At 72.9% G+C, this 26,836-nt stretch carries 16 protein-coding genes; 4 read left to right on the plus strand and 12 right to left on the minus strand.

Annotated features, from left to right (window positions below):
- Nucleotides 1-149: 149 nt before the first annotated feature.
- Nucleotides 150-1,544 (plus strand): transcriptional regulator, encoded by a 1,395-nt coding sequence (locus CFW40_RS11595; protein WP_088797710.1) that lies wholly within the window; start codon nt 150-152, stop codon nt 1,542-1,544.
- A 382-nt stretch (nt 1,545-1,926) separates the two neighbouring features.
- Here CFW40_RS11595 and CFW40_RS11600 read toward each other — a convergent pair whose 3' ends face one another.
- The 5 genes from CFW40_RS11600 to CFW40_RS36625 all read right to left on the minus strand — a co-directional run bounded on the left by CFW40_RS11600 (nt 1,927) and on the right by CFW40_RS36625 (nt 11,678).
- Nucleotides 1,927-2,451: an ATP-binding protein gene (locus tag CFW40_RS11600; RefSeq protein ID WP_256331507.1), complete on the minus strand. Its 525-nt coding sequence runs from the start codon at nt 2,449-2,451 to the stop codon at nt 1,927-1,929.
- 576 nt (nt 2,452-3,027) lie between these two features.
- The gene (locus CFW40_RS11605) at nt 3,028-9,378 is read right to left on the minus strand and encodes a type I polyketide synthase (protein WP_088797711.1); all 6,351 of its coding nucleotides are present in this window, start codon (nt 9,376-9,378) and stop codon (nt 3,028-3,030) included.
- A gap of 36 nt (nt 9,379-9,414) precedes the next feature.
- On the minus strand, nt 9,415-10,749 hold the full coding sequence (locus CFW40_RS11610; protein WP_088797712.1) for a beta-ketoacyl synthase N-terminal-like domain-containing protein: 1,335 nt from the start codon (nt 10,747-10,749) through the stop codon (nt 9,415-9,417).
- A gap of 79 nt (nt 10,750-10,828) precedes the next feature.
- A complete protein-coding gene (locus CFW40_RS11615; RefSeq protein ID WP_371127135.1) occupies nt 10,829-11,035 on the minus strand; it encodes a DUF5988 family protein in 207 nt (68 codons plus the stop codon).
- A 178-nt stretch (nt 11,036-11,213) separates the two neighbouring features.
- The gene (locus CFW40_RS36625) at nt 11,214-11,678 is read right to left on the minus strand and encodes a hypothetical protein (protein ID WP_088797714.1); all 465 of its coding nucleotides are present in this window, start codon (nt 11,676-11,678) and stop codon (nt 11,214-11,216) included.
- An 842-nt stretch (nt 11,679-12,520) separates the two neighbouring features.
- Here CFW40_RS36625 and CFW40_RS11625 point away from each other — a divergent pair.
- Entirely contained in the window at nt 12,521-13,570 is a 1,050-nt protein-coding gene (locus CFW40_RS11625) for a tyrosine-type recombinase/integrase (protein WP_088797715.1), read from the plus strand.
- Nucleotides 13,571-13,668: 98 nt separating this feature from the next.
- Here CFW40_RS11625 and CFW40_RS11630 read toward each other — a convergent pair whose 3' ends face one another.
- Together CFW40_RS11630 and CFW40_RS11635 are read right to left on the minus strand one after the other, a co-directional pair.
- Nucleotides 13,669-14,481, minus strand: a complete 813-nt coding sequence (locus CFW40_RS11630; protein ID WP_088797716.1) for an IPT/TIG domain-containing protein — start codon at nt 14,479-14,481, stop codon at nt 13,669-13,671.
- A gap of 338 nt (nt 14,482-14,819) precedes the next feature.
- The gene (locus tag CFW40_RS11635) at nt 14,820-16,190 is read right to left on the minus strand and encodes an FAD-dependent monooxygenase (RefSeq protein WP_256331506.1); all 1,371 of its coding nucleotides are present in this window, start codon (nt 16,188-16,190) and stop codon (nt 14,820-14,822) included.
- Between the two features lie 100 nt (nt 16,191-16,290).
- Between CFW40_RS11635 and CFW40_RS11640 the strand changes: the two genes are divergently transcribed.
- Nucleotides 16,291-17,076, plus strand: coding sequence for a TetR/AcrR family transcriptional regulator (locus CFW40_RS11640; RefSeq protein WP_088797717.1), 786 nt, complete (start codon nt 16,291-16,293; stop codon nt 17,074-17,076).
- 23 nt (nt 17,077-17,099) lie between these two features.
- Here CFW40_RS11640 and CFW40_RS11645 read toward each other — a convergent pair whose 3' ends face one another.
- From CFW40_RS11645 to CFW40_RS11655, 3 genes are all read right to left on the minus strand, one after another.
- The gene (locus CFW40_RS11645; RefSeq protein ID WP_088797718.1) at nt 17,100-18,179 is read right to left on the minus strand and encodes an alpha/beta fold hydrolase; all 1,080 of its coding nucleotides are present in this window, start codon (nt 18,177-18,179) and stop codon (nt 17,100-17,102) included.
- Nucleotides 18,180-18,459: 280 nt separating this feature from the next.
- On the minus strand, nt 18,460-19,539 hold the full coding sequence (locus CFW40_RS11650) for a rod shape-determining protein (RefSeq protein ID WP_088797719.1): 1,080 nt from the start codon (nt 19,537-19,539) through the stop codon (nt 18,460-18,462).
- 140 nt (nt 19,540-19,679) lie between these two features.
- Nucleotides 19,680-21,794, minus strand: a complete 2,115-nt coding sequence (locus tag CFW40_RS11655) for an FUSC family protein (RefSeq protein ID WP_088797720.1) — start codon at nt 21,792-21,794, stop codon at nt 19,680-19,682.
- 266 nt (nt 21,795-22,060) lie between these two features.
- Here CFW40_RS11655 and CFW40_RS11660 point away from each other — a divergent pair, with 266 nt between their 5' ends.
- Nucleotides 22,061-23,080, plus strand: a complete 1,020-nt coding sequence (locus CFW40_RS11660) for an esterase family protein (protein WP_088797721.1) — start codon at nt 22,061-22,063, stop codon at nt 23,078-23,080.
- 103 nt (nt 23,081-23,183) lie between these two features.
- On the opposite strand, the gene CFW40_RS11665 is transcribed toward CFW40_RS11660, so the two are convergent.
- Nucleotides 23,184-24,044: an ABC transporter permease gene (locus tag CFW40_RS11665; RefSeq protein WP_088797722.1), complete on the minus strand. Its 861-nt coding sequence runs from the start codon at nt 24,042-24,044 to the stop codon at nt 23,184-23,186.
- Nucleotides 24,041-26,743, minus strand: coding sequence for an alpha/beta fold hydrolase (locus tag CFW40_RS11670; protein WP_088797723.1), 2,703 nt, complete (start codon nt 26,741-26,743; stop codon nt 24,041-24,043). Before CFW40_RS11670 ends, CFW40_RS11665 begins: the two co-directional genes overlap by 4 nt.
- Nucleotides 26,744-26,836 lie beyond the last annotated feature (93 nt).

A 26,836-nucleotide genomic window follows, 5' to 3' on the forward strand; every position in this document is an offset into this window, starting at 1 on the left:
GCGCCTGCGCTACTGGGCGCAACGCCCAGGTGGCTACTTGACTTTGGTCATCGCGATTCAGTCCCGCTTGTTGGGTAATGACTGTTCCATCCCGTTCTCTCTGGATATGCCAACGTGAAGCGTTGGCGGCATGTGCTTGGAGGCGAACCATGGCCGCCCGACCTCTCGTCGCGCGTCAGACCAACCAGCGACTGCGGTCCCTCATCCAGGAAGCCTCGCTGTCGAACTCCGCTCTGGCCCGCCAGGTGAACGTCCTGGGGGAGGCACAGGGCCTGGATCTGCGGTACGACAAGACTTCCGTGAGCCGGTGGCTGGGCGGTCAGCGGCCCCGCGGCCGGGTTCCCGCCATCATCGCCGAGGCGCTGAGCGGCCGGCTGGGCCGTACGGTCTCGACCGAAGAGATCGGTATGGCCAACGGCAACAGCGTGACGTGTGGGGTCGGACTGCACTTCGCGGCGACCGTGGAGGACGCGCTGGAACAGGTCCGTGAACTATGGCACATGGACGCCGAATCCCGGGGGCTCTTGTCCCGGTCCGCCATGACCGCCTCGGCGTTGGTGGAACCCAGCAGGGACTGGCTGATCAGCTCGCCTGACCCGCAGGTGGCGCGCAGTTGGCGGCTGGGGCCGCGGGTGGGGATGACCGATGTGGAGCTGGTGCGGGCGACCACCCAGGCGCTGGCCGAACTCGACCACCGGGTCGGCAGCGGGTATGTGCGGCCGGTGGTGGTCTCGTGCCTCAGCAGTGTGCTGTCCGGGCTGATGGAGGGGAGTTACGGCGAGACCACGGGGCGGCAGCTGTTCGCCGCGGCCGCCCGGCTGACGGAGTTCGCCGGGTACACGGCGCTGGACACCGGGCAACCGGGCCTGGCACAGCGCTACTACATCCAGGCGCTGCGGCTCGCGCAGGCCGCGGATGACCGTTGCTACGGCGGTTATGTGCTGGCGGCCGGTCTGAGTCATCTCGCCGTCGGCGCCGGCTGCGCCAGGGAGGCGGTGCAGCTCGCCCGGGCCGCGCAGGAGGGCACCCGGGGGCGCGCCCCGCTGGCCGCCCAGGCCATGTTCTACGCGACCGAGGCCCGCGGCTACGCCATGCTCGGGGACGCGCGGATGTGCAAAATACTGGCGGACAAGGCCACGGACGCCATGGGGCATGTCGTTCCGGGGGACAGTCCCGAATGGATCGCGCACTTCGACCGGGCCTATCTGGCGGATGAACTGGCCCACTGCTACCGGGATCTGAAGCAGCCGCGTGTGGCCGCCCGCCGGGCCGAGGAAGCGCTGGCCCGCCACCCACGGACCCGGGTGCGCCGCCGGGCCATCGATCTGCTGCTGCTCGCTTCGGCCTTAGTACAGGCCGGTGACGTCGAGGAGGCATGCCGGGCCGCCGTGGAGGCGGTGGCGTTGCTCAGCCGGCTGAAGTCGGCGCTCGGTGAGCGGTACCTGCAGAACTTCAGGGACGAGCTGCGGCCGTACGGTGACGCGCAGCCGGTGCGTGAATTGGACGCCCTGGTCCAGGAGAGCGGCGTGCGGGTGCCGCGGTGACGTGCGTCCGGTGGGGTGGAGGCCTCCCGTGGGTGGAGACGCCCGGTGGGGTGGAGACGTCCAGTGAAGGCGGAGGCGTCCAGTGGAGGCGGAGGCGTCCAGTGGAGGCGGAGGAGGGTGGGGGCAGGCAGGACTCGCGGGGTGCCCGTCATGCGGTGCCGACGGCCGGCCGGCCGGTTCCGTCACGCGGGGAGGTGGTGCGGAGCCGGTGCCTGCCTGGCCGTCGGCGGTAGGGAGCCACCCCGGAGGGGGCGGCGCGGCGGCGGTGGTGTCCGGTCGCCGGTGGCGGTCCGGCCGGCCGCTTGGGGTGGGGGTGGGTGAGGTGGGGACGTCGCCCGGTGGAGCCCCGGGCGGCCGTCCGGCCGGATTCGGGGCGTGTGCGTTACGGCGCCAGGCCGCTTGGCACACCGGTGGTCAGGGGTATCGCGGCCCATACGGTGCAGCCGTTGTCGGCCTCGGTTCTGCGGCCCCAGCGCGAGGAGGACTCGGCGACCAGTTCCAGGCCGCGGCCGTGCTCCTGAGCCTGGCCCGGGCGTCGCATCCGGGGGACCGACGGGGTCCCACCACGGTCGTGCACCTCGATGTGCAGCAGGCTTTCCGACCTCCATATCCGGCAGGTGATGTGTCTGCTGGCGGAATACTGAATGGCATTGGAGAAGAGCTCCGACAGGACGAGCAGCGCCGGATAGCGTGTGTCGTCGTCATGGATGCTTTGCCCGTCGAGCCAAGCGCGGACCAGGTTCCGGCAGATTGGCACCGCCCGCTTCACCGCCGGCAGACGAAATACCACGCACTGCACGGAACGCCAGCAGTCGGCGGGAATCAAAGCTGCCCTTTCCTGAGGCCAGCTCGCGATATGCCGGGCGGTCACCATAACTTCGGCCGCATGCGTTGTGGTGGGTAACATGACTACTACCCCTTTCGTACGTGCCTCATGGACCTCGATGCCGCTTTCGCCTCATGAAACACGGCCAGCGCCATCGCTCGATCTGCCCTGGCGGCGGCCTTCGCAGTGCGCCGCGTCGCCTCCGGTGCGTACCGGGCCGCTTTCTGACCTCGCCCTTTCCCGATAATTCAAGCATTCGGGGCGTCCGCCCGGGAAGGCGCGCAGTGCAGCGCCGGGAGCGGGGCGGGTATATGGGGACGCGAAATACTATCACCATAAAAAAACGGTTGCGCATTACCGGTAATGGAATTTCCCGGTAATGCGCGGAGGGGTGCCAGAGTTTCGGGCGGCAAGAATCTACCAGAAATCGCGGCGGTTCGGAATTGCGGCATCCGTTTGCGTGCATGAGGAGAGGGGAGGGAGAGGTGAGGCGAGGTGAGAATTTCGTGGCTTCGTGCCCCCGGCCGGCTCGGCCCTCGCCCCCCGGCCCCCGGCACCCGGCCCCCGGCCCCCGGCCCCCGGCACGCCGACGCCCGGCGGGCCGTTGTGCGCTCCGCCGGGCGTCTGCGGTCCCCGAATGGCCTGCGGGGCCAGGGGCTAATTCGCGGTCAGTTCCAGGCCCAGGTGCTCGGCGATACCGGCGGCGAGGGCGGCGAGGGTCGGGTGTTCCCAGACGAAGTTCCTCGGCAGCGAGACGGCGAAGGAGCGGTCGATGCGTACGCGCAGCTCCATGGCCAGGAGGGAGTCGAATCCCAGCGACTTCAGCGGGGTCTGCGGGTCGAGGGAGCTCTCCCCCAGCCGCAGCACGTCCCGGACGTGGCCCGCCAGGTGCTCTTCCAGCGCGGCTCTCCTGGCCAGGCCGGGCGGCAGGGCGGCGAGCCGGGTCCGCATGTCGTCGGGCTCCTCGGGCGGCGGCGTCCGGTCCGCCGGTGCCTCGCCGGACACCCCGCTGAAGAACGGCAGATGGCGGCCGGCGGGCGGCACCCAGGTGTCCGGCGGGCCGGGGATCACCCCGGTCTGCACCCACCGGCGGGCCAGCAGCGCCCGCAGCGCCTCCAGGCCGTGGTCGGTGGGAATGGTGCGGTAGCCGCGGCGGCTGAAGTCGGTGGCGACGCCGATCTCGCCCCACGGGCCCCAGTTGACCGCCACGGTCGGCAGCCCCTGAGCGGAGCGCCAGGCCGCGAACCCGTCGAGCCAGGAGTTGGCCGCCGCGTAGGAGCCCTGGCCGGGGTTGCCCAGCAGGGAGGCCATCGAGGAGAACGCCGCGAACCAGTCCAACGCGTGGTCCTCGGTGGCGTGGTGGAGATGCCAGGCGCCGACGACCTTCGGCATCCAGACCCGTTCCAGCTGGTCGTCGGCCACGTTGGTGATCACGGCGTCGTCCAGGACCATGGCGCAGTGCACCACCCCGCACAGCCGGAATCCCTCGCTCACCGCCGTGGAGACCAGCCGCCGGGCGACATCCGGATCGGCGATGTCGCCCAGGACCACCGATACCTTGGCAGTCCTGCCGAGCACCGTGGCGAGCGTCTGCGCGACCTCGGGCTCCGGGGCGCTGCGGCCGTTGAGCACCACATGGCCGGCGCCGTGCGCGGCCAGCCATTTCGCCGTGGCCAGCCCCAGGCCGCGTAGTCCGCCGGTGACGATGTAGGCGCCGCCCTCCTCCACGGGCAGGTCCCTTTCGGGCAGCACCGCGGGGGCGTCCCCCTCGGCGGGCACGGTCAGCACCAGCTTGCCGATGTGGTCGGCGGCCGCCATGGTGCGGAAGGCCGTGGTGGCCTCCGCGAGCGGATACTCCGTGCAGTGCAGGGGCTTGAGCCGGCCCTCCTCGAACGCGCCGAGCACGTCCTTCCACACCGTGGCGAAGGCGTCGGGGCGGTTGCGGTGCAGTTCGATCAGGTCGACGGTGCTCAGAGTGACATTGTGCCGCAGCGGCAGCATGCCGAGCGGGGCGTCCGCCATGATGTCGCGCACCCCCAGCTCCACGAACCGGCCGAAGGGCCGCAGCGTCTCCAGGCCGGTGCGGATGGCCGCCCCGGACAGGGAGTTGAGGACGACGTCGACGCCTTCCCCGCCCGTCGCCTCCCGGGTGCGTTCGCCGAACTCCAGCGTGCGGGAGTCCATGACGTGGCGGATGCCCATGCTCCGCAGGTAGCGGCGCTTGTCCTCGCTGCCGGCCGTGGCCAGCACCTCCGCGCCCAGCAGCCGGGCCACCGCGATCGCCGCGAGGCCGGTGCCGCCGGTGGCGGAGTGGATCAGCACCCGCTCCCCGGCGGCGAGGCGGGCCACCGAGCGCAGCGCGTACCAGGCGGTCAGGAAGGCGATCGGCAGCCCGGCCGCGGCCACCGGTTCGATGCCGAAGGGGATGGGGGCGACCGCGTCGGCGGGGAGGGTGAGGAAGGAGCCGAAGGCCCCGCCGCGCAGATCGACGGCGATCACCTCGTCCCCGACCTGGGGGCGTTCCACCCCGGCGCCGACCGCGCTCACCACACCGGAGCACTCGAAGCCGATCCGGTAGCGGACGTCCAGGTCGCCGGGGAGCAGGCCCATGGCCGTGAGCACATCGCGGAAGTTCAGGCCGGCGGCGGTGACCCGCACCTCGACCTCGCCGGGTGCCGGTGCGCGCCGGCCGGTGGCGGCGTACTCCAGGCTCGACAGATCGCCCAGCCGGCTCGCGCGCAGTCTGAAGCCGTCCTCGCCGTAGCGCACGGTGCACGGGGTGGCGGCCTGGTCCTGCCCGCCGTTCGGCGCGGCGTGTTCCAGGCGGGCGACGTGCCGGCGGCCCGCCCGCAGCGCGACCTCGTCGTCGTCCGCGTCGGCCAGCAGTTCCAGGGCCACGTCCTCGGGATCGGCCTCGTGCGGGTCGGCGTCCACCAGCACCGGCCGGATCTCGGGGTGCTCCAGCGCGCCGACCCGCAGCAGTCCGCGCAGCGCGCTCTGCCCGAGGTCGACCTCGTCGTCGGGCAGTACGCTGCGGGCGCCCCGGGTGACGACGTACAGGCGCGGTGCCGAGGAGGTGGCGGTGATCGCCTGCATCGCGCCGAGCAGCCGGCGGGTGCGCCACAGGGACTGCACGGTCGGCTCCCCGCCCTCGGCACGTCCGCACACCAGCACCACCCCGCGCGGGGTTTCGAGGGTGGCGGACAGCCGGCCGGTGAGGGCGTCGCGGAACGCGGCGAGCGAGGTGTCGTCCAGCGGACGGTCCCAGACCACCGTGCGGGCGCAGCGGGAGCGCAGCGCGGCGGCCAGCGCCTGGGCCGAGCCGTCCGCTTCGCCCACGACGACCCAGCTCCCCGGGGCGTGGCCGCCGTCCGGTGCCGCCCGGGGTGCCGACCGCCAGCCGATGCCGAGCAGCCAGTCGTCGACCTCCGGGGTCTCGCGCAGGGCCCGCCGGGCGAAGCGCAGGCCGTTGACGACGAGGACCACGGCGCCGTTGTCGTCCAGGAGCCGGACGTTGGCCACGATGGCCTGTGCGGTGATCTCGCTGACGTGGGCGTGGCAGTACGCGGCCTGCGCGGGGTCGCCGAGGATGCGGACCGCCTGCATGCTCACCGGCAGCACCAGTGACCGGTCGTCCTCGTTGATCAGGGGCGCCACGGCGAGCTGGGCGCAGACGTCGAGGAGGACGGGGTGGACCGGCAGGCCGGGGTCGGGGGCGCAGGCCTCGGGCGGCACCCCGACCTTGGCCCAGAAACTGTCGTTGTGGCGGCCGGTGTGCAGTGCGTGGACACCGGTGAACGCCGGGCCGTGCTCCAGGCCGCGCAGCCGCAGGCTGTCGTAGAGGGCGGCCGGTTCCAGGGGCACCGGGTGGCGCAGGCTCATCGCGTCGACGGATCTCGGCCGCAGCTCGGGCCGTACGGTCAGCCGGTGCAGCACCGCGTCGGCCTGCACCTCCCAGTCGCCGTTCTCGTTCCGGGCGAGGATTTCGCAGTGCGCCCGGTCCGGTGCGGTCAGGGTGACGGCGGTGGAGACCTCGGTGGTCTCGCCCAGCCGCAGCAGCTGGGTGAAGTGGACGTCGGTGACCTCCACTTCGTGCGGTGCCGCGCCGAAGACCTCGCAGGCGGCCGCGAGCGCCAGCCCGCAGTGCGCCGCCCCGGGGAGGACCGCGTTGCCGTGCACCCGGTGGTCCCCGAGCCAGGGCAGCGCCCCGGTGCCGGCGTCGGCGCGCCAGCAGTGCCGTACGGGTTCGCCGGGGAATTCGGTGTGGTGGCCGGGCAGCCCCGCCCGGGGGGCTTCGGCCATCTCCGCGGGCGGGGCGGTGGAGGCAGCGGTGTCGGCCCAGTGGTGGCGGCGGTCGAAGGTGACGGTGGGGGCGTCGACGAGGCTGCCGTCGTCGTAGAGGCGCCGCCAGTTCACCGGCACCGCGGCGCAGTGCAGCGCGGCGAGCTGGGTGCGGAAGGTGGCCTGCTCGTCCTCCTCACGGCGCAGGGTGGGCAGCACGACGGGGTCGGTGACGAGACCGGCCAGGCTGCGCTCGATGGAGTGGGTGACCACGGGGTGCGGCGAGATCTCGGTGTAGATCAGGTGCCGGTCGGCCGCCGCGGCCGCCACCGCCTCGGCGAAGCGCACCGGGCGGCGCAGGTTGTCGCACCAGTAGTCCGCGTCGAAGGCCGGTGTCCGGCCGGCGTCGACGACCGTCGAGTAGAACGGCACCTTGGGCGAGCGGGGGTCGAGACCGGCCAGGGCCGACCGCAGGGCCGGCAGCACGGGGTCCACCAGCGGGCAGTGCGAGGCGACGTCCACGGCGATCGGGAACACCGGGATCTTCCGGGCCTCCCAGGCGGCGGCCAGCCGGCTCACCTCCGTGGTGCGTCCGGCCACGACGGTGGAGTCGGGTGCGGACAGCACGGCGACCGAGACGGTGCCGGCCGCGCTGTCGGCGAGTTCGGCCCGCACCGTGTCGGCGTCCAGGCCGACGCTCAGCATGCTGCCGGACCCCGCGATATCGCTCAGCAGCCCGGAGCGCCGGCAGATCACCCGGACCCCGTCGGCCAGGGTCAGCGCCCCGGCGACCACCGCCGCCGCGACCTCGCCCATGGAGTGCCCGATCACCGCGGCGGGTTCGACGCCGTACGAGCGCCAGGCCGCGGCGAGGGCGATCTGCAGGGCGAACAGGACCGGCTGCACCGTGCCGCATCCGTGGACGGGCCGGCCGCCTCGCACCACATCGAGGACGGCGACCTCGCTCTGCGCCCTGATGAGCTCGTCGACCTCGGTCAGCGCGTCGAGGAAGGCCGGTTCGGTCTTCAGCAGCCGGCGGCCCATACCGGGCCACTGGGAGCCCTGGCCGGAGAACACCCACACCGGCTGCCGCGCCACGGCGGCGCCCACGGCGCCGGTCACGACCGCCGGATGCCGCTGCCCGGCCGCGAAGGACCGCAGGGCCGTGAGGAGTTCTTGGCGTCCGGAGGCCACCACCCCCAGCCGGCCGTGGCCCGCGCAGCGCCGCAGGGCCAGGGTGTGCGCGAGGTCGCGCAGCGGGACGTGCGCGCCGTCGCCCTCCATCCAGTCCGCGAGCCGGGTGGCCGCGGCCGGCAGGACGTCGGGAGAGCCGGCCGGCACCAGGAAGACCTCACAGGCGCCCCGGTCCGGCCGTCCGGAGTCCTGCCGGTGGGCGGAGGGACGCTCCGGCGCCTGTTCCAGCAGGACGTGGGCGTTGGTGCCCGAGAAGCCGAAGGAGGACACGGCGGCCAGCCGGGTGGGGGTCCGCAGGGGCCAGGCGGACAGCTCGGTGGGGACGAAGAAACGGGTGCCGGCCGCGGAGATGGCCGGGTTCCAGCGCCGGAAGTGCAGGTTCGCGGGGATGGTGCCGCGTTGCAGGCACAGCACGCTTTTGATCAGTCCGGTGATGCCGGCGGCCGGTTCCAGATGCCCCACATTGGTCTTCACCGAGGTCAGGGCGCAGCGGCCGGGCCCGTTGCCGTAGACCTCGGCGAGGCTGGCGAACTCGATCGGGTCCCCCACGGGGGTGCCCGTGCCGTGCGCCTCGACCATGCCCACGTCCCGCGGGTCGACGCCGGCCTGTTCCAGGGCCTCCTGGTAGAGGGCCGTCTGGGCGGTCACCGACGGGGCGGCCAGCCCTTCGGAGGAGCCGTCCTGGTTGGTGGCCGAGCCGCGCAGCACCGCCAGGACCCGGTCACCGTCCCGTACAGCGTCGGCGAGACGTTTCAGCACCACGACGCCGCAGCCCTCGCCCCGTACGAACCCGTCGGCGCCGGCGTCGAACGTCCGGCAGCGGCCGCCCTCCGACAGCATGCCCATCCGAGCGAAGGACCGGGTGATGCGCGGCTGGAAGCTCAGGGTGACGCCGCCGGCGAGCGCGAGGTCGCACTCGCCGGCCATCAGCGCCCGGCGTGCCATGTGCACGGCCACCAGCGAGGAGGAGCAGGCGGTGTCCAGCGCCACGCACGGCCCCTGCAGTCCGAGCAGGTAGGAGATCCGGCCGGCGGCCACACAGTGGCCGTTGGTCAGGATCGACCCCTCCAGTTCCTGGGGCTGCCCGGCCAGCCGGTCCATGTAGTCGCTGTAGCTGATGCCGGCGAAGACGGCCGTGGGGGTGCCGTTCATCCGGTCCGGTGGCAGGCCGGCGTGTTCCAGGGCCTCCCAGGTGACTTCCAGCAGCAGGCGGTGCTGGGGGTCCAGGACGTCGGCCTCCCGGCCCGCCACGCCGAAGAAGGCGGCGTCAAAGCCCGTCACGTCGCGCAGGAAACCGCCCTGGCGGGGTGTCGGCGCCCTGCCCCCGGGGCCCGGGGGGTCCTCCGGGACGAGGCGCCGGCGCTCGGCGGGCAGTTCGCCCACCGCGTCCCGCTCCTCGACCAGCAGCCGCCACAGGGCCGCGGGCGAGTCGGTGTCGCCGGGGAGCCGGCAGCCCATGCCGATCACGGCGATCCGGTCTGTCTCATGGGTGGGGCGCGTCTCGGCGCCCGGGCCGTGCATGTCGTTGCTCATCGGGGTCTCCGTACGTGGGAGGTGATCTGCCCGTGGTCACACGGCTTCCGGACTGCCGAGGAGAATGGCGTTCTTCACGCCGCCGACCTGGTAGTTGAAGCTCAGCGCGTAGTCGAAGTCCAGCGGCCGCGGCCGCACTCCGGGGACCGGGTCGAAGGGCAGCCCGTCGGCCGGCTGCTCGCAGTTGGCGGTGGGGCAGACCTGCCCTCGCTCCATCATCATCAGCGTCATGGCGACGCCCAGGCAGCCGGCCGGTGCGCCATTGTGGCCGAAGCAGCCTTCCTGGGACGTCATCAGGACGTCGTTGTCGGCTCCGTAGAGCTCCTTGATGGCGTTCGCCTCGAAGGCGGTGACGATGACGTTGCCGTCGCTGCCGCCGTGGACGTACGGCACATCGCGCAGCTGCCACCGGTCGCCGAGGCAGCGGCGGACCGCGGTGACGAGTTCCGCGCCGGTCTCGTCGCAGGCGAGGGGGTTGGCCAGCCCGTCCCGGGTCATGGCGGTGGCCAGCACCTGGCCGTAGATGTGCGCCCCGCGCCGGGCGGCGTGTTCCCGGCTCTCCATGATCACGGTGGCCGCGCCCTCGCCGTGGTTGATGCAGTCCGCCCGGCGGTCGTAGGGCCGCATGAGGGAGGTGAAGGACGGCAGCAGTTCGGGCATGTCGGTCGTGCGGAGGGCGTCGTAGGTCTGCTGGGCCCCGCTCAGCAGCCGCTGGATGTTCTGGATGAGGTGGACGTTGAAGACGTCGACCCCGGTCACCACGGCGATGTCGACCTCGCCCTGGGCGATCATCCGCCGGGCGTTGCCGATCTGCACGGCGGACGACGCGCAGCCGCACGAGACGGTGTAGCAGGGGCCGTTGGACTGGGTCAGCGCCGCTTGCACCAGGGCGACATCGGAGGGGGTCACGGCTTGCTGGGCCGCGACGAACAATTCCATGGCGTCCGGCGCGGAGGTCTTTCCGGGGTCGGCACTCAGCACCGAAAGATAGCTTTCGACATTGGAGTCCACACCTCCGCGACCGACCAGAATGGCGGCTTCACTCAGCGCTCCGCCACAGAAAGCCAGTCCGGCATCGGTGGTGGCTTCCGCCATCGACACCAGTCCGAACCGGTGCGCCGGGGTGTAATGCTGGGAGAAGAACGGCGGAACGTCCGGGAGGCGTTCGTCGAACATCGCCTGGGTGAGCTCGACCGAGCCGTAATACACCTCGTCACGCTTGAGGCAGGACTGGCCGTTGGAGACCACGTCCCACATGTCGTCGGCGGTGAAAACCGGCTCCGTACGACCGGGCAGACAGAACCCGACACCGGTCACCACGACATTCCGGCCTTCACCTGCGGTTGCGTCTTTACCGGATTCTCGGTTCATGACAGGACTCCGTCCCTCACGAGGTTCAACATGGTCGCTCTCCTCTGCACATCGCTTGTTTCCCGGTGACGCACAGCGTCTATTCGGCGATTCTTGTGCGGTAACACCAGCGGTACACGGGGACCGGCTCTCCGCCCAAGTCCGCGTATTCGCCGTAGAATTCGAAGCGCTCATACCCGTTGCCGCGCAGGATCCTTATCGGATCGCCCGCATTGTCGCGCGCGTACTGCGGCAGGCCATTTCCCTCCGGCCCGTCGACCAGGATCACCATTCTTCTTTGCGCCATGCTGTCCTCCGGTGTGCTGTCGGAGTGGGTGTGTGGGGGGCAGGCTTCAGATGGGCGGTCGGGGGAGCCGGGCGCAGCTCGCTGCGGGGGGCGGCCGGGACGGCCGGGGCCGGACGGCTGCGAAAGGGGGGCCGGGCCGTCGCCCCGGGCGGCGCGCCCGAAGGGTGGCCGGCCGGTCTCAGACGGCCGGCTGTGCCTCGTGGCGGAAGCCGGGGAGGGGGGCGCCGGCCGGGCCGGCGGCGGTGTGCGGGGCACCGCACCGGACCGCCGCGGCCACGGGGACGGCCGGACGGATGCGGGTGCGGAGGCCTCCCGCGGAGCCGGCGGCGTGGCCGGAGGTGCCGCTCGCGGACGGCGGTACGGTGCCGTGTGCGGTGGTGGGGGCGGCGCCGTGTGCGGTGGTGGGGGCGGTGCCGCGGACCGGTGAATTCCCCTTGCGGGCGGGGACACTGCGGGACTTCGCACGGCCATGAGGGGCGGGGGCGGTGTGTGCCCTGCCGGGAGCGGGGGTCGTGAGGGCCGCGCCGGGAGCGGGGGTCGTGAGGGCCGTTCCGGACCTGGCGGATACCGGTGCTGTCACGGTGAGGCCCGGGATCAAGGCGCGCAGACCGTTGACCCAGCGAAGGACGGAAATGGTTCGCATGAAGCCCCCTCACCGAATGTGGGGGCCGATCAGCCGGTGCCGACGTATCGGCACCGGCTGACGGATCCAAAACCCTCTACCGGGGACGCCCATACGGCATCTCGGTCTGACCGCAACCAGGCGCTGGGCCGGGCCAACGGGTAGGCCAGGTGCCGCTCCCCGGAGAGGATGGGCGGCCCACCGGTTGGATGCGACTAGTTATCCATGCGGCTCGCCGGGCTACAACAGTCAATCGATAAGGCCACCCGTTCGGAGCAGCGCGAAAAGAACAAAGCCGTACCAACTTGCGCAATGGCCCGCGGAGATGCCTTTATTCCACTCATGACCGATGAGGCGTTTGATAACTCACTGCTCCTGCCCGGTGGCGCACGAGAACCGTGCACAGCAGCAAGCGCGTCGCTTGTCATTCTTGTATGGGGAGCGCAGCGACAACTGACCTGCTGTCCCTAGGCAGCGGGAAACCCGCCGACGAGGACGGGAGGCACCGGAAGTCGCCGCGACCCCGGCAAACGTTCACCCGCAACACAACTCCCCTCCTTCATAGCCCTGTTGGAGAGGAGTTCACCATTGTTCCGTAGCAGCGACAGCGTCATGGGAGACCGTCTTACGGCCGTCCGCACCGGGGAGTCCGGCCCCTTTTCCGACCTTGGCCGGCTGTTGTTCCCGCACCCTCGGCCAACCGCACGCCAAAGCGCTCCGGGCCGGGGACCGCAGTTCACCACCGCCCCACCGGCATGAAGTCAGCACGATTCCCAGGGGGTCGCTTTCCCGCCTCAAGAGCGCAGCACGCCATCAGTACCGGGCGGCCGAATAACTCCCCAGCAGACAAGGGTGATTCGATAATGAACAACAACGCCGGGGACCGGCTTCCCTGGGAGGCCGACACCCACACGATGTCGCTCACCGACTACGGGGAACGGCGGTGGCCGGCCGCGATGCACGGCCTGGAGCCCCTGACCATGTCCCCCTACCAGGCCGGATGGCGGCTGCGTGTCGTTCCCAGCATCGGGCACGTCCTGATCCGGAAGGTCACCCGCCGCGTCGTCAACCGCGCCCTGCACTGCTGGATCGCCGACGAATGCGGGCTGTCGACGGTGAAGAACAGCCTTGCCGTGCTCGTGCGGGTCCTGGAACAGGCCGTGCGGGACGGGGTGCTCGACGCCAATCCGGCCCGGGTGGCCGGCTGGCAGCAGGAGTACCAGCGGGCGCAGAGCGAACGCACCACTCCCAGGGCGCTGGCCCTGCCGGACGTGCAGACGCTGGAGCGGCTGGCGGCCACCCTCGTCCAGCGGTCCTCGGACGGCTACCAGGGGTGGGGCGACATCGTCAGGTTCGCCGCCTGGACCGGTACCCGCTTCAGCGAGGTGTCCGCCCTGCAGGCCCAGGACATCGATATGAGCACCTGGACCTGGCAGGTCCAGCGCTTCACCGTGTCCGAGCCGGCGGGCCTGGGCGACCGCGCCTGCCGGGGCAGGCACCACCGGGTGGTGCCGCTGCGCCCCGCCGCGCGGGAGTTGGCCGCCGGCCGGCTGGAGGCGGCGCGGCACACGCCGGCGGCCCGGCTGTTCACCGGTCCGCACCGGCGCCGGTTCACCGCCGCGGTGCTGCGGGACACCACCGGCTGGGACGACGTGGTGGCCGAGCTCGGTCATGAATACCTCCGGCGGCAGGATCTGCGCCACACCGGGCTGACGTGGATGGCGGACGCGGGGCTTCCGTTGCCCTTGCTGTGCGGCGCCGCCGGGCGACCGCCGCAGGACGCCCGGCGCTATCTGCCCCCCGACGGGACGGTGCGGCCCGGGGAGAGCCATGGGGAGCCACCGGCGAGTTCGGCCCCCGCCCGTACGACGGGCGGGGGCCGAACCGCTTTCCGGCGTCCCCCCGCCGGGTGACGGCGCCGGGCTGCCCGGACGGGTCCGGGCGAGCCGGGTGCGGCCCGCCGGCGCCGGCCGGATGCCGGATTGTCATCCGGCCGGACGGGCCGTCACCGTCACAGGTAGGTGAACGACCCGGCGTTGGCGCTGCCGGCCGCCGTCTGGACGGTCACCTGCACCGTCGATCCGACCGTGCCCGGCGGGACGGTGCCGGTCAGGGACGTACCGCCCGCGTTGACCACCACGCCGGTGGCCGGGGCGGCCCCGAAGAGCACGGTCGCTCCGAGGAGCCCGGTCCCGACGATAGTGAAGGTGGCGCCCGCCGCCGCCGAGGACGGCGACACCGTTCCGGTAACCGTGGGGGGCGCCGCCAGGTAGGTGTAGCCGCCGGGGACGGTCGCGGTGCCGCCCGGGGTCGTCACCACGACCGGGACGTTGCCTCCTGCGGGGGGTCCCGCGGGGGTGACACCGAACAGGACACTGCCGGTGGGGTCCGTGCCCACGACGGCCGCGGCATTGCCCCCGAGGGTGACGGTGGCGCCCTGCAGGCCGGTTCCGGCGATGACGAACGCGGTGCCGCCCGCGACCGGCCCCGAGTTGGGGGTGATGACCGCGGCCGTCGGCGGGACGGGCGCCACGTACACGTACGACGCCGGGTTGCTGGTACCGCCACTGGTGGTGACGGTGACCTGCACGGCACCCGCGGCGTGCGCCGGGGCCAGGACCGACACGGTCAGCCCCAGCGGGTCCTGTCCGACGATCGTCGCGGTCGACGTCCCGAAGAGGACACTGCTGGCGCCGCCGAGGCCGAGCCCGACGAGCTGCACGGTGTTGCCGCCCGTGGTCGGCCCCGAATTGGGCACTACGCCGAGCAGTACGGGTCCAAGAGGCAACGCCGGCAGGGCCGGCTGGATGGTGGGTGTGGACATGGAGTCCTCCTGCTGAGTGAGTTCGCTGCCGGGTCCGTCCGTGACAGACACGGCTCACGAGCCGGGACCCGAGCACTGGCAGCGGCCAGCCGTACGGGGAGGACAGCTCACACGGCGCACAGCGGCCGGTCGCACCGTGCGGTGCGGCGGGGCCGTCGTACTGCCGTCCGTCCTTCGGGCCCCCACAGCGCAAAGGGCTGGAGGGTGGGCCGACCGCGGAAGCCCGAGGGGGATGGACAGCCCACCGACCAGGCACCATCAGTAACCCAGAAGAGGTGATGCCGGACAATCGCGTTGACGCCGGAACACCCATATGGCTCAGCGTGAAGCCGGGAAGTTCACCACCGGGCGCGGACCGCGTCGGCGACCCGTGCGGGGTAGTCGTCCAGGGTGAGGGCCGCCGAGAGGTCCTGGCCCTGTTGCAGCATGGCGGCGACGGCGGCCGGGGAGTTCAGGGCGGCGTTACGGGCGTCGAGGGCTTCCTGGGTGGCCGGGGCCAGGAACTCCCCAGCGCCGCGGCCGCCTTGCTGGCACCGGGTCACATAGGGGCGCAGGAGGCGTTCATAGCGGGCGAAGGCCGTGTGGTGGTCCCCCTCGGCGAGGGCGAGCTCTCCGGCGAGGACGTAGGCGCCGATGATCGCGGAGCCGGTGCCCATGCCGCCGACCGTGGCGCCGTAGGCGGCGTCCCCGAGGAGCGCGATACGGCCCGTGGACCATCGCGGTACATCGGCGCGGCTGATGGAGTCGAAGTAGACGTCGTCGGCCTGCCCGAGTGTGGCGATGAGTTCCGGCGTCCGCCAGCCGGCGCCTTCGTAGGCCCGGGCTATCGCCTGCTTCCGGGCGCGGGGATCGCGCCGGTCGGATATCAGCTCCTCCTCGGAGGCGAAGACACAGAAGACTTCGCCCGCGTAGCCCCGTTCCCCGCTGCGGCGGGGGGTGCGGCCGACGGTGGCGAGGCGGCCGGGTTCGCCGTAGCCGACCGGGCGGGCGGCCAGGTCTCCGGCGTCTTCGGGCAGGTCCCAGGCGGCGACGTAGTAGCCGAGGTGCCGGACGAAGTCCTTTTCGGGGCCGAAGGCGAGCCGGCGCACGGTGGAGTGCAGACCGTCGGCGCCGATCACCAGGTCGAAGGTGCGCGGCGCGCCCCGTTCGAAGGTGGCATGGACGCCGTCGGCGGTCTCGGTGAGGGAGGAGAGGGAGTCGCCGAAAAGGTACTCGGGGGTGGCCGGGTCCCCGGGCGGGCTGCCGGGTGTGTGGTGGCTGCCGGGCGGGGTCAGGCTGTGCCGGTGAAGGATCCGGGACAGCTCCGAGCGCAGTATCTCGACCTCGCCGCCGCTGAATTCGGGAGGCATCGCGGCCAGCGGACGCCCCTGCCCGTCGATGAAGGTGAGGGGGTCGCCGCCGCCCGTGCTGTGGGCCCTGATGTCGTCCAGGACGCCCATGCGCTCCAGCACCGTCAGCTGGGCCGCCCCGCGGAAGTCGACCGCGAAGCCGCCGCCGCGCAGGGCGGGTGCCAGCTCGATCACGGTGGGCCGGAAGCCGTAGCGGCCGAGCCAGTAGGCCAGGGCCGGGCCGGCCACGCTGGCACCGGAGATCAGAACGGAGCGCCCCGGCGGTGCCGTTCGCCGCTCCTGGTCCCGGTCCGGCCGGGCTGCCCCCTCGCGCCCCGTTGCCGTTTCGTACGGCATCTCATGCGTCATGTCGTGCGTCATCGCACACTCCCCCGTCGATCCGATCCATCGTACCGATGAGAGAAACTGTATCCGACGGACACCATTCTGTATACCCCGGACACAGTTTTAGGATGCGGGGATGGCGGGAGACGACGGCAAGCGCAGCGTGTTCGGAGATCAGGCGGGCAGCGTCGAGCTGCTGTGGGGCGGGCGGGAGCGGCCCAGCCGGGGCCCCAAGCCGGCGCTGAGCCTGGAACGGATCACGCGTACGGCGATGGCCCTCGCCGACGCCGGCGGGCTCGGGGCGGTCTCCATGCAACGCGTCGCGGCCGAACTGAACTTCACCAAGATGTCCTTGTACCGCTATGTGCCGGGGAAGAGCGAACTGGTCGCGCTGATGATCGATACGGCGATGGGGGAGCCGCCGGTCGTGGCCGCGCCGGCCGGCCCCGGCCAGGACGAGCGCGGCGGATGGCGGCCGGCGCTGCGCGCATGGGCGAAGGCCCTTACGGCGGTCTACCACCGGCACCCCTGGCTGCTGGGCGCGGCCGTCGGCCCCCGCGTCATGGGCCCCCACGAACTCGGCTGGACCGAGTGCGCCCTCGCCGCGCTCGCGGACACCGGCCTGACCGGCGGCGAACAGCTCGACACCGTGGTCGTGGTGCACGGCCACGTCCGGACCCTCGCCCAGGTGTCGGCCTCGATGGGGCTGGGCAGCGCGCGGGCCAAGAGCCCGGAAGGGGTCATGAGCGCCGCGCTGAACGAACTCCTCGCCGGCCGCGCCGACCGCTTTCCCGCGGTCGCCGCGGCCGTCGCCGGCTCCGGAACCGACGCCACGTCCCGCGACCGGGCAGGGGAGTTCGGCCTGGAGCGGATCCTGGACGGCCTGGAGGCCTATCTGAGCGGGGCGCGGGGCGGCGCGTAGGACGCCGCCCCGCGCGGCGGTGCTCAGGACGCCGGCCGCGCGGCGGGCTTCGTCGGCAGGGATCCCAGCCAGTCGACGAGGAGGTGGTTGACCTCCTCGGCGCGTTCCTGCTGGACCCAGTGGCCGCAGCCTTCCAGGATGTGGGAGGCGGACAGGCCGGGAAGGGTCTGCGGGAAGGCCTTGATGGCGTCGGCCATCCAGTTGGTGGGGGCGTCGCGCTCCCCGCCGATGAAGAGGGACGGCTGCCGCAGCGGCGCCCCGTCCCAGGCGGCGAGGTCCTCCCAGTCCCGGTCGACGTTGCGGTAGCGGTTGAGCCCGCCGGTCAGGCCGGTCCGCTCGAATTCGCCCGCGTAGAAGTCGAGATCGGCGTCGGTGAGCCAGGGCAGGGGCAGGGGGTTGTCGGCGGGGAAGCGGTCGGACAGTTTGCCGCCCGGCCGGACCGAGAACCCTCCGACGTGGTCCCCGCCGGACGGCGGCTCGGCATCGCCCGAGGCCACCGCGTAGAACCCGGCGAGCCAGCCGCGGACATCGGGTTCGATCTCCGACTCGGCCCGGCCCGGCTCCTGGAAGTAGTTGACGTAGAACTCCCCGGGGCCGCCGAGCCGCGCGAAGCCCTCGGTGGGCCGGGTCCCGCCGCGGGGCGTGTACGGCACGCTCAGCAGCGCCACGGCGGTGAAGAGGTCGGGCCGCAGCAGCGCCGTGTTGGCGGCGATGGGCGAGCCCCAGTCGTGGCCCACGATGGTCGCGGTCTCCTCACCGAGGGCGCGCACGACCGCCACGTTGTCGGCGACGTGGGCGAGCATCCGGTAGGCCGCCACGTCACGGGGTTTCGAGGAACGCCCGTAGCCCCGCACGTCGATGGCGACCGCCCGGTAGCCCGCGGCGGCGAGCGCGGGGAGCTGGTGGCGCCAGGAGTACCAGGACTCGGGGAAGCCGTGGACCATCAGGACGAGGGGGCCGCTGCCCTGCTCCACGAGGTGGATGCGGCCGCCGGGGACCTCGACCGTACGGTGCGTCGCCGCCGGCAGCGGGGCGGCCGGCGGCGGAACCGGGGCGGCCGGGGAAGTGGGCGGCGTGGACGGCGTCTTGGCAGACTGCGGCATGCATCCTCCTCGGGGAGTGCGGCGGCGCCGGTGGTGGCAACGCCTGCGGGCGGCGGCCACGGGCGCGGGCCCCGGTCCGGCGCGGCCCGCGGCCCCGGTGACCGCTCCCCCACGATCATCGCGGTGCTCCACCGCGCGCAAGAATTTTTGCCGGGACGGCAAACCGGCCGGACGCGAGCCCCGCGCCCTCGGGCCTGTCTTCCCCACCCCGCCGCCTCGCGGCGCCTGGCACGCCCTGCGGGCGAACGACGGGACTTCGCGGACAGGCCTCGGCCACTGCCTACAACCGCACCGACCGCCGCGGTTGTTCCTTGGCGCCCGTCAGCAGGCCGTGCAGGGACGCGAATTCGTCGACGCACTTCGCGGTGCCGTTGACCACGCAGTCCAGGGGATCGTCGGCGACCGTCACGGGCACGCCCATCTCCTCGCGCAGCCGGTGGTCCAGGCCGCGGAGCAGGGCGCCGCCGCCGGTCAGGGCGATCCCGCGCTCGACGATGTCACCGGAGAGCTCCGGGGGGCATTCGTCGAGGGTGCGGTGGACGGCGCGGACGATCGCCTCGACCGGTTCGGCCAGCGCGCCGCGGATCTCCTCCTCGCTGATCTCCTGGATCCTGGGCAGGCCGCTGATGTGGTCGCGGCCGCGGACCGTGTAGGAGAAGGGGCGGTCGGGTGCGCCGTCCTCGTCGAGGTCGACCGGGGTCCAGACCGCCGAGCCGATCGCGATCTTGATGTCCTCGGCGGTGCGCTCGCCGATGGCCAGGGAGTGCTGCTTCTTGATGTGGGCGGCGACGGCGGCGTCCAGCGCGTCGCCGGCGACCCGTACGGACTGGGCGGTGACCAGGCCGCCCATGGAGATGACGGCGACCTCGGTCGTCCCGCCGCCGATGTCCACCACCATGCAGCCGACCGGCTCGTCCACGGGAAGGCCGGCGCCGATCGCGGCGGCCATCGGCTCCTCGATGAGGTGCACTTCGCGGGCCCCGGCGCCGCGGGCGGAGTCGATGACCGCGCGCCGTTCGACGCCCGTGACGCCGGAGGGGACGCAGATGACCACCCGCGGCCGGGCGAACCGGCGACTGGGCAGGGCCTTCTTCATCAGGGCGCGCAGCATCCGCTCGGCGGCATCGAAGTCGGCGATGACACCGTCCCGCAGGGGGCGCATCGCGGTGATCCCGGAGGGCGTACGGCCGATGGTCCGCTTGGCGTCCGCGCCCACGGCGATCACCTCGCCGGCGGCGTTGACCGCGACGACGGACGGTTCGTTCAGCACCACACCCTTGCCGCGGGCGTACACCAGGGTGTTGGCGGTGCCGAGGTCGATGCCTATGTCGTAGGTTCCGGACGAAGTGCTGGACGCCATGGGGGGTTCGTGTGCTCTCTCGCGAGGGAGTGGGGGCCTGGGACATTGCGCCGCAGACAACCCCATGGGCGAGCAATGGCGTTCATTGCGGGCAGTCAATAAGACTACCGGGGGCCCTGAATGGTTCCCTCACCTCACTCTCACCGGCTGCCGCCGTCCGGGGCGTCCTGGTCCGTCCCGTCGTCCGTGCGCGGTTCCCGCGACAGCGCCTCCGCCAGGTCGTCGAGGGCGTCGAGCTGCAGGTCCGCGACGCGCAGGGCGACACCACGGCTCTCGTCCTCCGCGTCCCACCTCTCCCATACGTCCCGCAGCTCGCTCCAGTTCAGTTCGTCCCGCTCCCGTACCGCGCGCGTGGCCTCCTCCAGGCAGGCGCGCAGTTCGAAGGCGAAGGCGGTGGCACCGGGTGAGGCCGCGGCATCGCGTTCGGGGAGGTGGACCTCCAGGATCATGGTGACCCGGCCCATCGTGGCGAGCGCGGCGCCGGCCGCCTTCGCCGACGCCCGGGACAGGCCGCGGTGGCGCACGGGTTCCTTCTCGGCGCGGGCCTCGCTCTCCTCCCAGGCCGCGCGGGCCGCCCGGGAGTCCAGCAGGGCGTCGCGGATCTGCCGGGGGCGGCGTTCGGCGGGCGTGGCGTAGAGGTCGAACACGGCCAGGGCGTAGCGCCCGTTGGCCTCCAGCCACGCGGCGAGCCGGTCGCGGAGCTTGGGGGTCTCCCAGGCGGGGAACAGCGCGTACGACAGCATCGCCAGCAGCCCGCCCAGGAGGGTGAGCACCACGCGTTCCTGGACGGTCTGCTCCCAGCCCGCCCCCGCGAGGCCGAGCAGGAAGACCACATACGCCGCCCCGCAGGCCGAGGTCACCGAGACGCCGGTGCGCATCAGCAGGTACATCAGCCCCACGCTCACCACGGCGAGCCCGCCGCTGACATAGCCGCCCGGATGCGCCAGGGCCATCAGCGCGCCCGCGACGGTGACCCCGACGAGGGTGCCGAGGAAACGGGCGATACCGCGGGAGTAGGTCTGGGCGAAGTCGGGGCGCATCACCATGACCGAGGCCAGCGGCGCCCAGTAGCCGTGGCCGAACGGGAGCACGGTGCCCAGCAGATAACCGGCGGTGGCGACCGCGGAGACCCGCAGGGCGTGCCTCAGGATGTGCGAGGACCAGCGGGCCTCGCGGTGCAGGGAGCGCAGCGCGCCGGGCACCAGCCGGGGGACGCTGGGACGCAGCAGATGGCCGCGTTCGGCCTCGGTGGTGGGGCGGGTGGAGCGGACCGGTTCGTCGGTGAGCTCGACGGCGTCGGCGAGCAGCGAGATCAGCCGGTAGGCGGAGCGCCGGGCGGCCCCGTGGAGCATCGGGCCGGTGGCGGGCACTTCGAGGACGGCCATCGCCTCCGGGGGCAGCCGGACCGGCCGGGCGTGCCGTACCGCGTGGGCGACGGCGTCCAGGACGGTGGCCGCGGCGCCCAGCAGGTCCCGGGCCCGGTCACGTTCGGGCCCTTCCAGGGGGGCGCCGACGACCGGGTCGGCGAGGGAGGCGAGGACCGGCCGGACGCGTTCGGCAAGCCCCCGGGGACCGTGCAGCTGTACGGGGCGGCGCCGGGCCTGACGGGGAGTAATGGCGGAGGCGAGCCGGGCGTCCATCAGGGGCGACGGGTCGAACGGGGCGACCGGGTCGTGCCGCAGCCGCCGGGCGTAGTCCGCCTCGTCGGCCAGCGCGTCGGCGAGCGCGTCCCGCTGGACGCCCCAGGGCCGCACCGGGAGCAGCACGATGAGAGTCGCCTGGACCAGACCGCCGAAGAACATCAGGGCGGCGTGTTCCAGCGCGCCGAGGACGGACGTCGGCAGGGTGACGGTGACCAGCATGATCGCCACGGTCTGGGTGCCGATCAGCCCGGCGACCGGCCCGATCGCCCAGGCCATCCCGGCCAGCAGGGTCCAGCCGGCCAGCAGCAGGACGAAGGAGACGAGACGGGCCGCGGCCAGATAGCCGAGGAAGGTGGAGACGGCCAGCGCGCCGGCGACGGCGAGCGCGAGCACCGGGCGCGGCCGCATGCTGCGCTGGAAGGTGACGATCCCGGAGGCGTACGCGCCGAAGGCGGAGGAGACCGCGAGCGTCGGGTCGCCGCGCCACAGGCACAGGCCGATGACGAGGGCGACGCCGGCCGCGCCGCGGAGGGCGATCAACGGGGTGAGCTTGGTCCGCTCGATGGTCAGCCCCGAACGAGCCGCCTCCTTGAGCGCACGCGACCAGGTCATAGCGAGAGGATACGGGCCGAAGACGGACGTTCCGGGCCACGGGGAGCGGGTGTGGTGCCCCGCGTCCCGCCGCCCGCCGACCGGGAAAATCCCGGTAAACCAGCCTCCCTGCCTGCGTAAAGCGTCCCAGGTCACGAAGGGGATGCCCGGATTCCGCGGGGCGGTGCGAGCAAACCGACACCCCGGAAGGGAAACCCGGGCCCGCGCCACCCCCTCTTGCTGGCCAGCCGGGGACGGTTCCCGGATGTCGGCAAGGAGAAGGCCCCGTGCGCAAAGCCCTGTTCCCCGCGGTGATCACGCTGATCACCCTGACCGTCCTCGTCGGTACGTCCGGCTGCGGCAGCGGCGCCACCCAGGCCTCTCCCCTGCGGTTCGGCGGCCCCAAGTCGGGCGCCGCACTGCATGCCACGCCCCCGGGAAAGCGGTCGCTGGTGCAGTGGCCCACGCGTCCGATCAGCTTCGAGGAGGAGAGCCGGGTCGGCGGCGCCGGCGAGAACACCCCGATCGGCGTGACCACCCTGCACGGCCCCAAGTCCGGCTTCACCGGGAAGGTGTGGGTGTGGGCACCGCCGGAGTACTACGAGAAGCGGAACGCGCGCAAGGGCTTCCCGGTGATGGAGGCGCTGCCCGGCGCGTACGGCTTCCCCACCAACTACTGGATCGGCTCCGACCTCAAACTGGAGGAGAACCTGGCCCGGTGGTCCAAGAACGGCACCAGCCTGCCTTTCATCGTCGTCATGCCGGTGCTCAACCCCAATGACAAGCAGTACTACGACGGCAGCGACATACCGGGCCAGCCGAAGATCGGCACCTGGCTCAGCCAGGACGTGCCCGATCTCGTACGGCAGAACTTCCGCACCCTCAAGACCCGCGACGCCTGGGCCGTCATGGGCTCCTCCTCGGGCGGGTTCGCGGCGCTGAAGAACGTGCTGCAGAACCCGGAGACGTTCAAGGTGGCGATACCCAACGGGCCGGACATCGTGCCCGACTCGCCGCTGTGGAACGGCCACGCCAAGGAGGAGCGGGAGAACAACCCGGAGGTCCTGGCCCGCCGGCTGATCGCACGCGGCGGACCGCCGGTCTACCTCGCCTTCCAGGACGGCTCCCGGGAGAACACGGTGCTGCCGAAGGTGCGGAAGTTCATCGCGCGCTACGGGCACGGGCCGGTGCACACCCGGCTGCAGATCGTGCCGGGCGGCACGCACAGCGCACAGACGTATGTGCAGGGGCTGGGCGAGGGCACGATGCGCTGGGTCAGTGCCCGCATGCAGGGGCCGACCGCCTGACCGCGGCCGCCACGGGCGGCGCGGGAGCCGCGTCCCCCGCCGCCCGGCCCGCCGTCACGCCCCCACCGCGCCACCCCCGCGGCGACGCCCCCTCACCCCGCCGTCACGACACCACGTCCTTGCGCGCGAACCCCCGGAACGCCAGCGCGCACAGCACCAGCGCATACGCCACCGAGACCGCCGAGCCCTGGATCATCCCGGACCACTCCCACCCGGGCTGCAGCGCGTCGGCCCAGGAGTACTGCCAGTGGGCGGGCAGCGCCTCGCGCCAGCTGCCCAGGGCGGTGACCTGGTCGAGGACATTGCCGACGATGGTCAGCCCGACGGCGCCGCCGACCGCGCCCAGCGGCGCGTCGGTCACCGTCGACAGCCAGAACGCCAGGGCCGCGGTGACCAGCTGGCTGACGAAGAGGTAGCCGACCACGACCGCCAGACGCGGCAGCGCCTCCGACGCGGACAGCGCGCCGCCGGCGGGCAGTTGCAGCGGGCCCCAGCCGTACGCCGCGGTGCCCACGCCCAGCGCCACCAGCGGCAGCAGCAGCATCGCGGCGGCGCTGAACAGCAGCCCGACGGTGAGCTTGACCCTCAGCAGCCGGGCCCGTGGGACCGGCGCGGCCAGCAGGTAGCGCAGCGAGGACCAGCTCGCCTCGGACGCGACCGTGTCACCGCAGAACAGGGCCACCGGGACCACCAGCACAAAGCCCGCGGAGACGAACAGGGCGGTGGCGGCGAAGTTGGCGCCGGAGGCGGTGGCGGTGTCCATCAGGGTGATCCGGCCGTTGCCGCGGCCGTGCGGGTCGCCGCCGATCGCGAACGCCGCCACCAGCACGAACGGCAGCAGCGTCAGAACGGCGGCGATCACCAGGGTGCGGCGCCGCCGCAGCTGGCGGCGTGCCTCGACGCGCAGGGGCAGGGTGCGGCGCGGCCGGTAACCCGGCGCCCGCGCCGTGGCGTGCGCGGTCATCGGTCACCTCCGATCAGGGTGAGGAAGGCGTCCTCCAGGCGGCGGTGCGGGCCGATGCGGTCCACCGCGACCTCCAGCCGGAGCAGTTCGGTGAGCAGCCCGGTGGTGGTGAGGCCGCCGCCCAGCCGCACGAGCAGGCCCCCCTCCGCGCGCACGGCCGAGACCACCCCCGGCAGTGCGGCCACCTTCTCCACCACGGCGTCGCCGACCGCTTCCGCGGCGCCGACCAGCACGGTGTCACCGGAGCCGGTGATCTCGGCGACCGGGCCGGACCGCACCAACCGCCCTCGGTCCATCACGACCAGGTGCGTACAGCTCTGTTCGACCTCGGACAGCAGATGGCTGGAGACGATGACGGTGCGTCCGGCGGCGGCGTAGCCGATCAGTACCTCGCGCATCGCACGGATCTGCGGCGGGTCGAGCCCGTTGGTCGGCTCGTCGAGGATCAGCAGCTCCGGCAGCCCGAGCATGGCCTGGGCGATCGCGAGCCGCTGCCGCATGCCCTGGGAGTAGGTGCGGACGGCGCGCTGCAGGGCGTCACCGAGGCCGGCGATCTCCAGCGCCTCGTCGAGGTGCGCGTCGGCGGCGGGCCGGCCGGTGGCCTGCCAGTACAGCTCCAGGTTGGCGCGGCCGGACAGATGCGGCAGGAAGCCGGCGCCCTCGACGAACGCCCCGACCCGGGACAGCACCCCGGCGCCCGGCCGGACGGCCTGCCCGAAGACCCTGATCTCCCCCTCGTCGGGCCTGATCAGCCCCATCAGCATGCGCAGGGTGGTGGTCTTGCCGGCGCCGTTGGGCCCCAGCAGGCCGAGCACCTGCCCCTTCTCGACACGGCAGCTCAGATCCTGGACGGCATACCCCGCCGCGGACTTGGCGTAGCGCTTGCTCAGGCCGCTGATCTGCAGCGGGACCTCGGCGAGCGCCGGATCGGGGGCGGGCGCCGCGGCCTTGCGGCGGGCGGTGAGCAGCAGCAGCGCGGCCACCACCGCGGCCGCGGCGGGCAGCTGCCAGGTCCAGGCGGGCAGCGGGGCGGCCGCGCTGCGCACCTGGGGCGCGGTGGGCACGTTCAGGGCGCCGCCCTGCAGCGAGACGTGGTAGGTGGCGGGTTCGGCCGGTGAGGCATAGCCGAGGTCGGTGGCGGAGAGCACCAGCCGCAGGCGGTGGCCGGCGGCGAGTTCGTGGTCGACGGCGGGCAGGTGCAGCCGCACGGTCCTGCCGTCGTGGGCATCCTTGACGCGGTAGGGCGTGACCAGCTGGGAGGGCAGGACCTGGCGGCGGCCGTCCGGGGCGACGTCGTAGACCTTGGCGAAGAACACCGCGTCCCGGGAGCTGGACCGCACGTGGACGGTGGCGGTGGGGCTGCCGGTGAGGTGGAGGGGGGTGCGCAGCGGCGCCGAGGCGAAGGCCGCGTACTGGCCGGGGAAGTCCACGGACAGCCCGCCGGCGCCCAGCGAGGAGAGGTTGCCGAGCGCGCCGACACCGGGCACCGCGGAGATCGCGGGCGGTCCGGCACCGGCCGGGTTGCTGAAGGCCTGGGGGCGGCCCGCGAGGCGGACCCGCCGGGGATCGTTTTCCAGGCCGGGGTAGCTGCCCCCGCTCGCGCCGCGCAGCCGCACCGCGCCGTCGGTGGAGTCCACTCCCCCGGTGCGGCTGATCCGGAACGCGGGCCCGGTGGCGGCGTGCCGGTCGCCCTTCAGATAGCGGTCGAACCAGTCCTCGGTACGGGTCTCCAGGCGGCCGAGCTCCCGGTCGCCGCCGTCGTGCCCGCCGGCGATCCAGTCGACGTCGACCGGGGCGCCGTTCTTGCGGATCGCCCGCTGCATGGCGTCGGCCTGGCCGAGCGGGAACAGCGAATCGGTCTGGCCCTGCATGATCAGCGTCGGCACCTTGATGCGGTCGCCGACGGCGGCGGGGCTGCGGGACTCCAGGAGCCGGCGGGCCGCCTCGTCCGGTCTGCCCTTCTCGGCGACGCGCTCGTACGTCCGGCACAGCTCCGGCTCGAACCGGACACAGCCGCCGGGTGCCGAGGGCGGGGCGGTCGGCGAGCCGGTGGTGCCCGCGGGGCCGGTGGTGAAGAAGATGCCCGCCCACAGCTTCTTGAAGACCCCGTGGGGGAAGAGGGCGTCGGCGAGGTTCCAGTAGGTGATCTGCGGGGCGATGGCGTCGACGCGCCGGTCGTAGCCGGCCGCCAGCAGCGAGATCGCGCCGCCGTAGGAGCCGCCGGCCACGCCCACCCGGGGGTCGCCGGCCTTGTCGAGCCGGACTTCGGGGCGCTCGGCCAGCCAGTCGATCAGCCGGCGGACGTCGGCGACCTCGCCGTGCGGGTCGTTGAGCCCGATCTTGCCGGTGGACCTGCCGAAGCCGCGCGCCGACCAGGTCAGGACGGCGTACCCGTCCCGGGCCAGCTTCTCGGCCTGGGGACGGAGGGTGTCCTTGGTGGCGCCGAAGCCGTGGGCGAGCAGGACGGCGGGCCGCCGCCGCGCGGCGCTCCCCGCCGTGAAGAAGGAGGTGTCGATCCGCACTTCCTTCTTGCTGCCCGGCCGGTCGGGCATCGTCATCACCCGGCCCGTGCGGTGGACGGCGGGCGCGGCGTCCGAGGGGGCGGCCGCCGCCCAGGTGCCGCCTCCCATGAGGACGGCCAGCGCGGCCGCGGCGGCGTACCGGCGCCGGCCGCGCGGTCTGAGGCCTCGCAGATCCATACCGTGAATCCTAGGGACGGGCCACGGCGGGCGGCCGGTACCCCGGGACGACCCCCGCGGCCTGCCCGGGGAGTAGGGTTCGCGCCTTCGTAC

It is taken from the genome of Streptomyces sp. 2114.4 (genome assembly GCF_900187385.1).
In the GTDB taxonomy this organism is placed as follows: domain Bacteria; phylum Actinomycetota; class Actinomycetes; order Streptomycetales; family Streptomycetaceae; genus Streptomyces; species Streptomyces mooreae.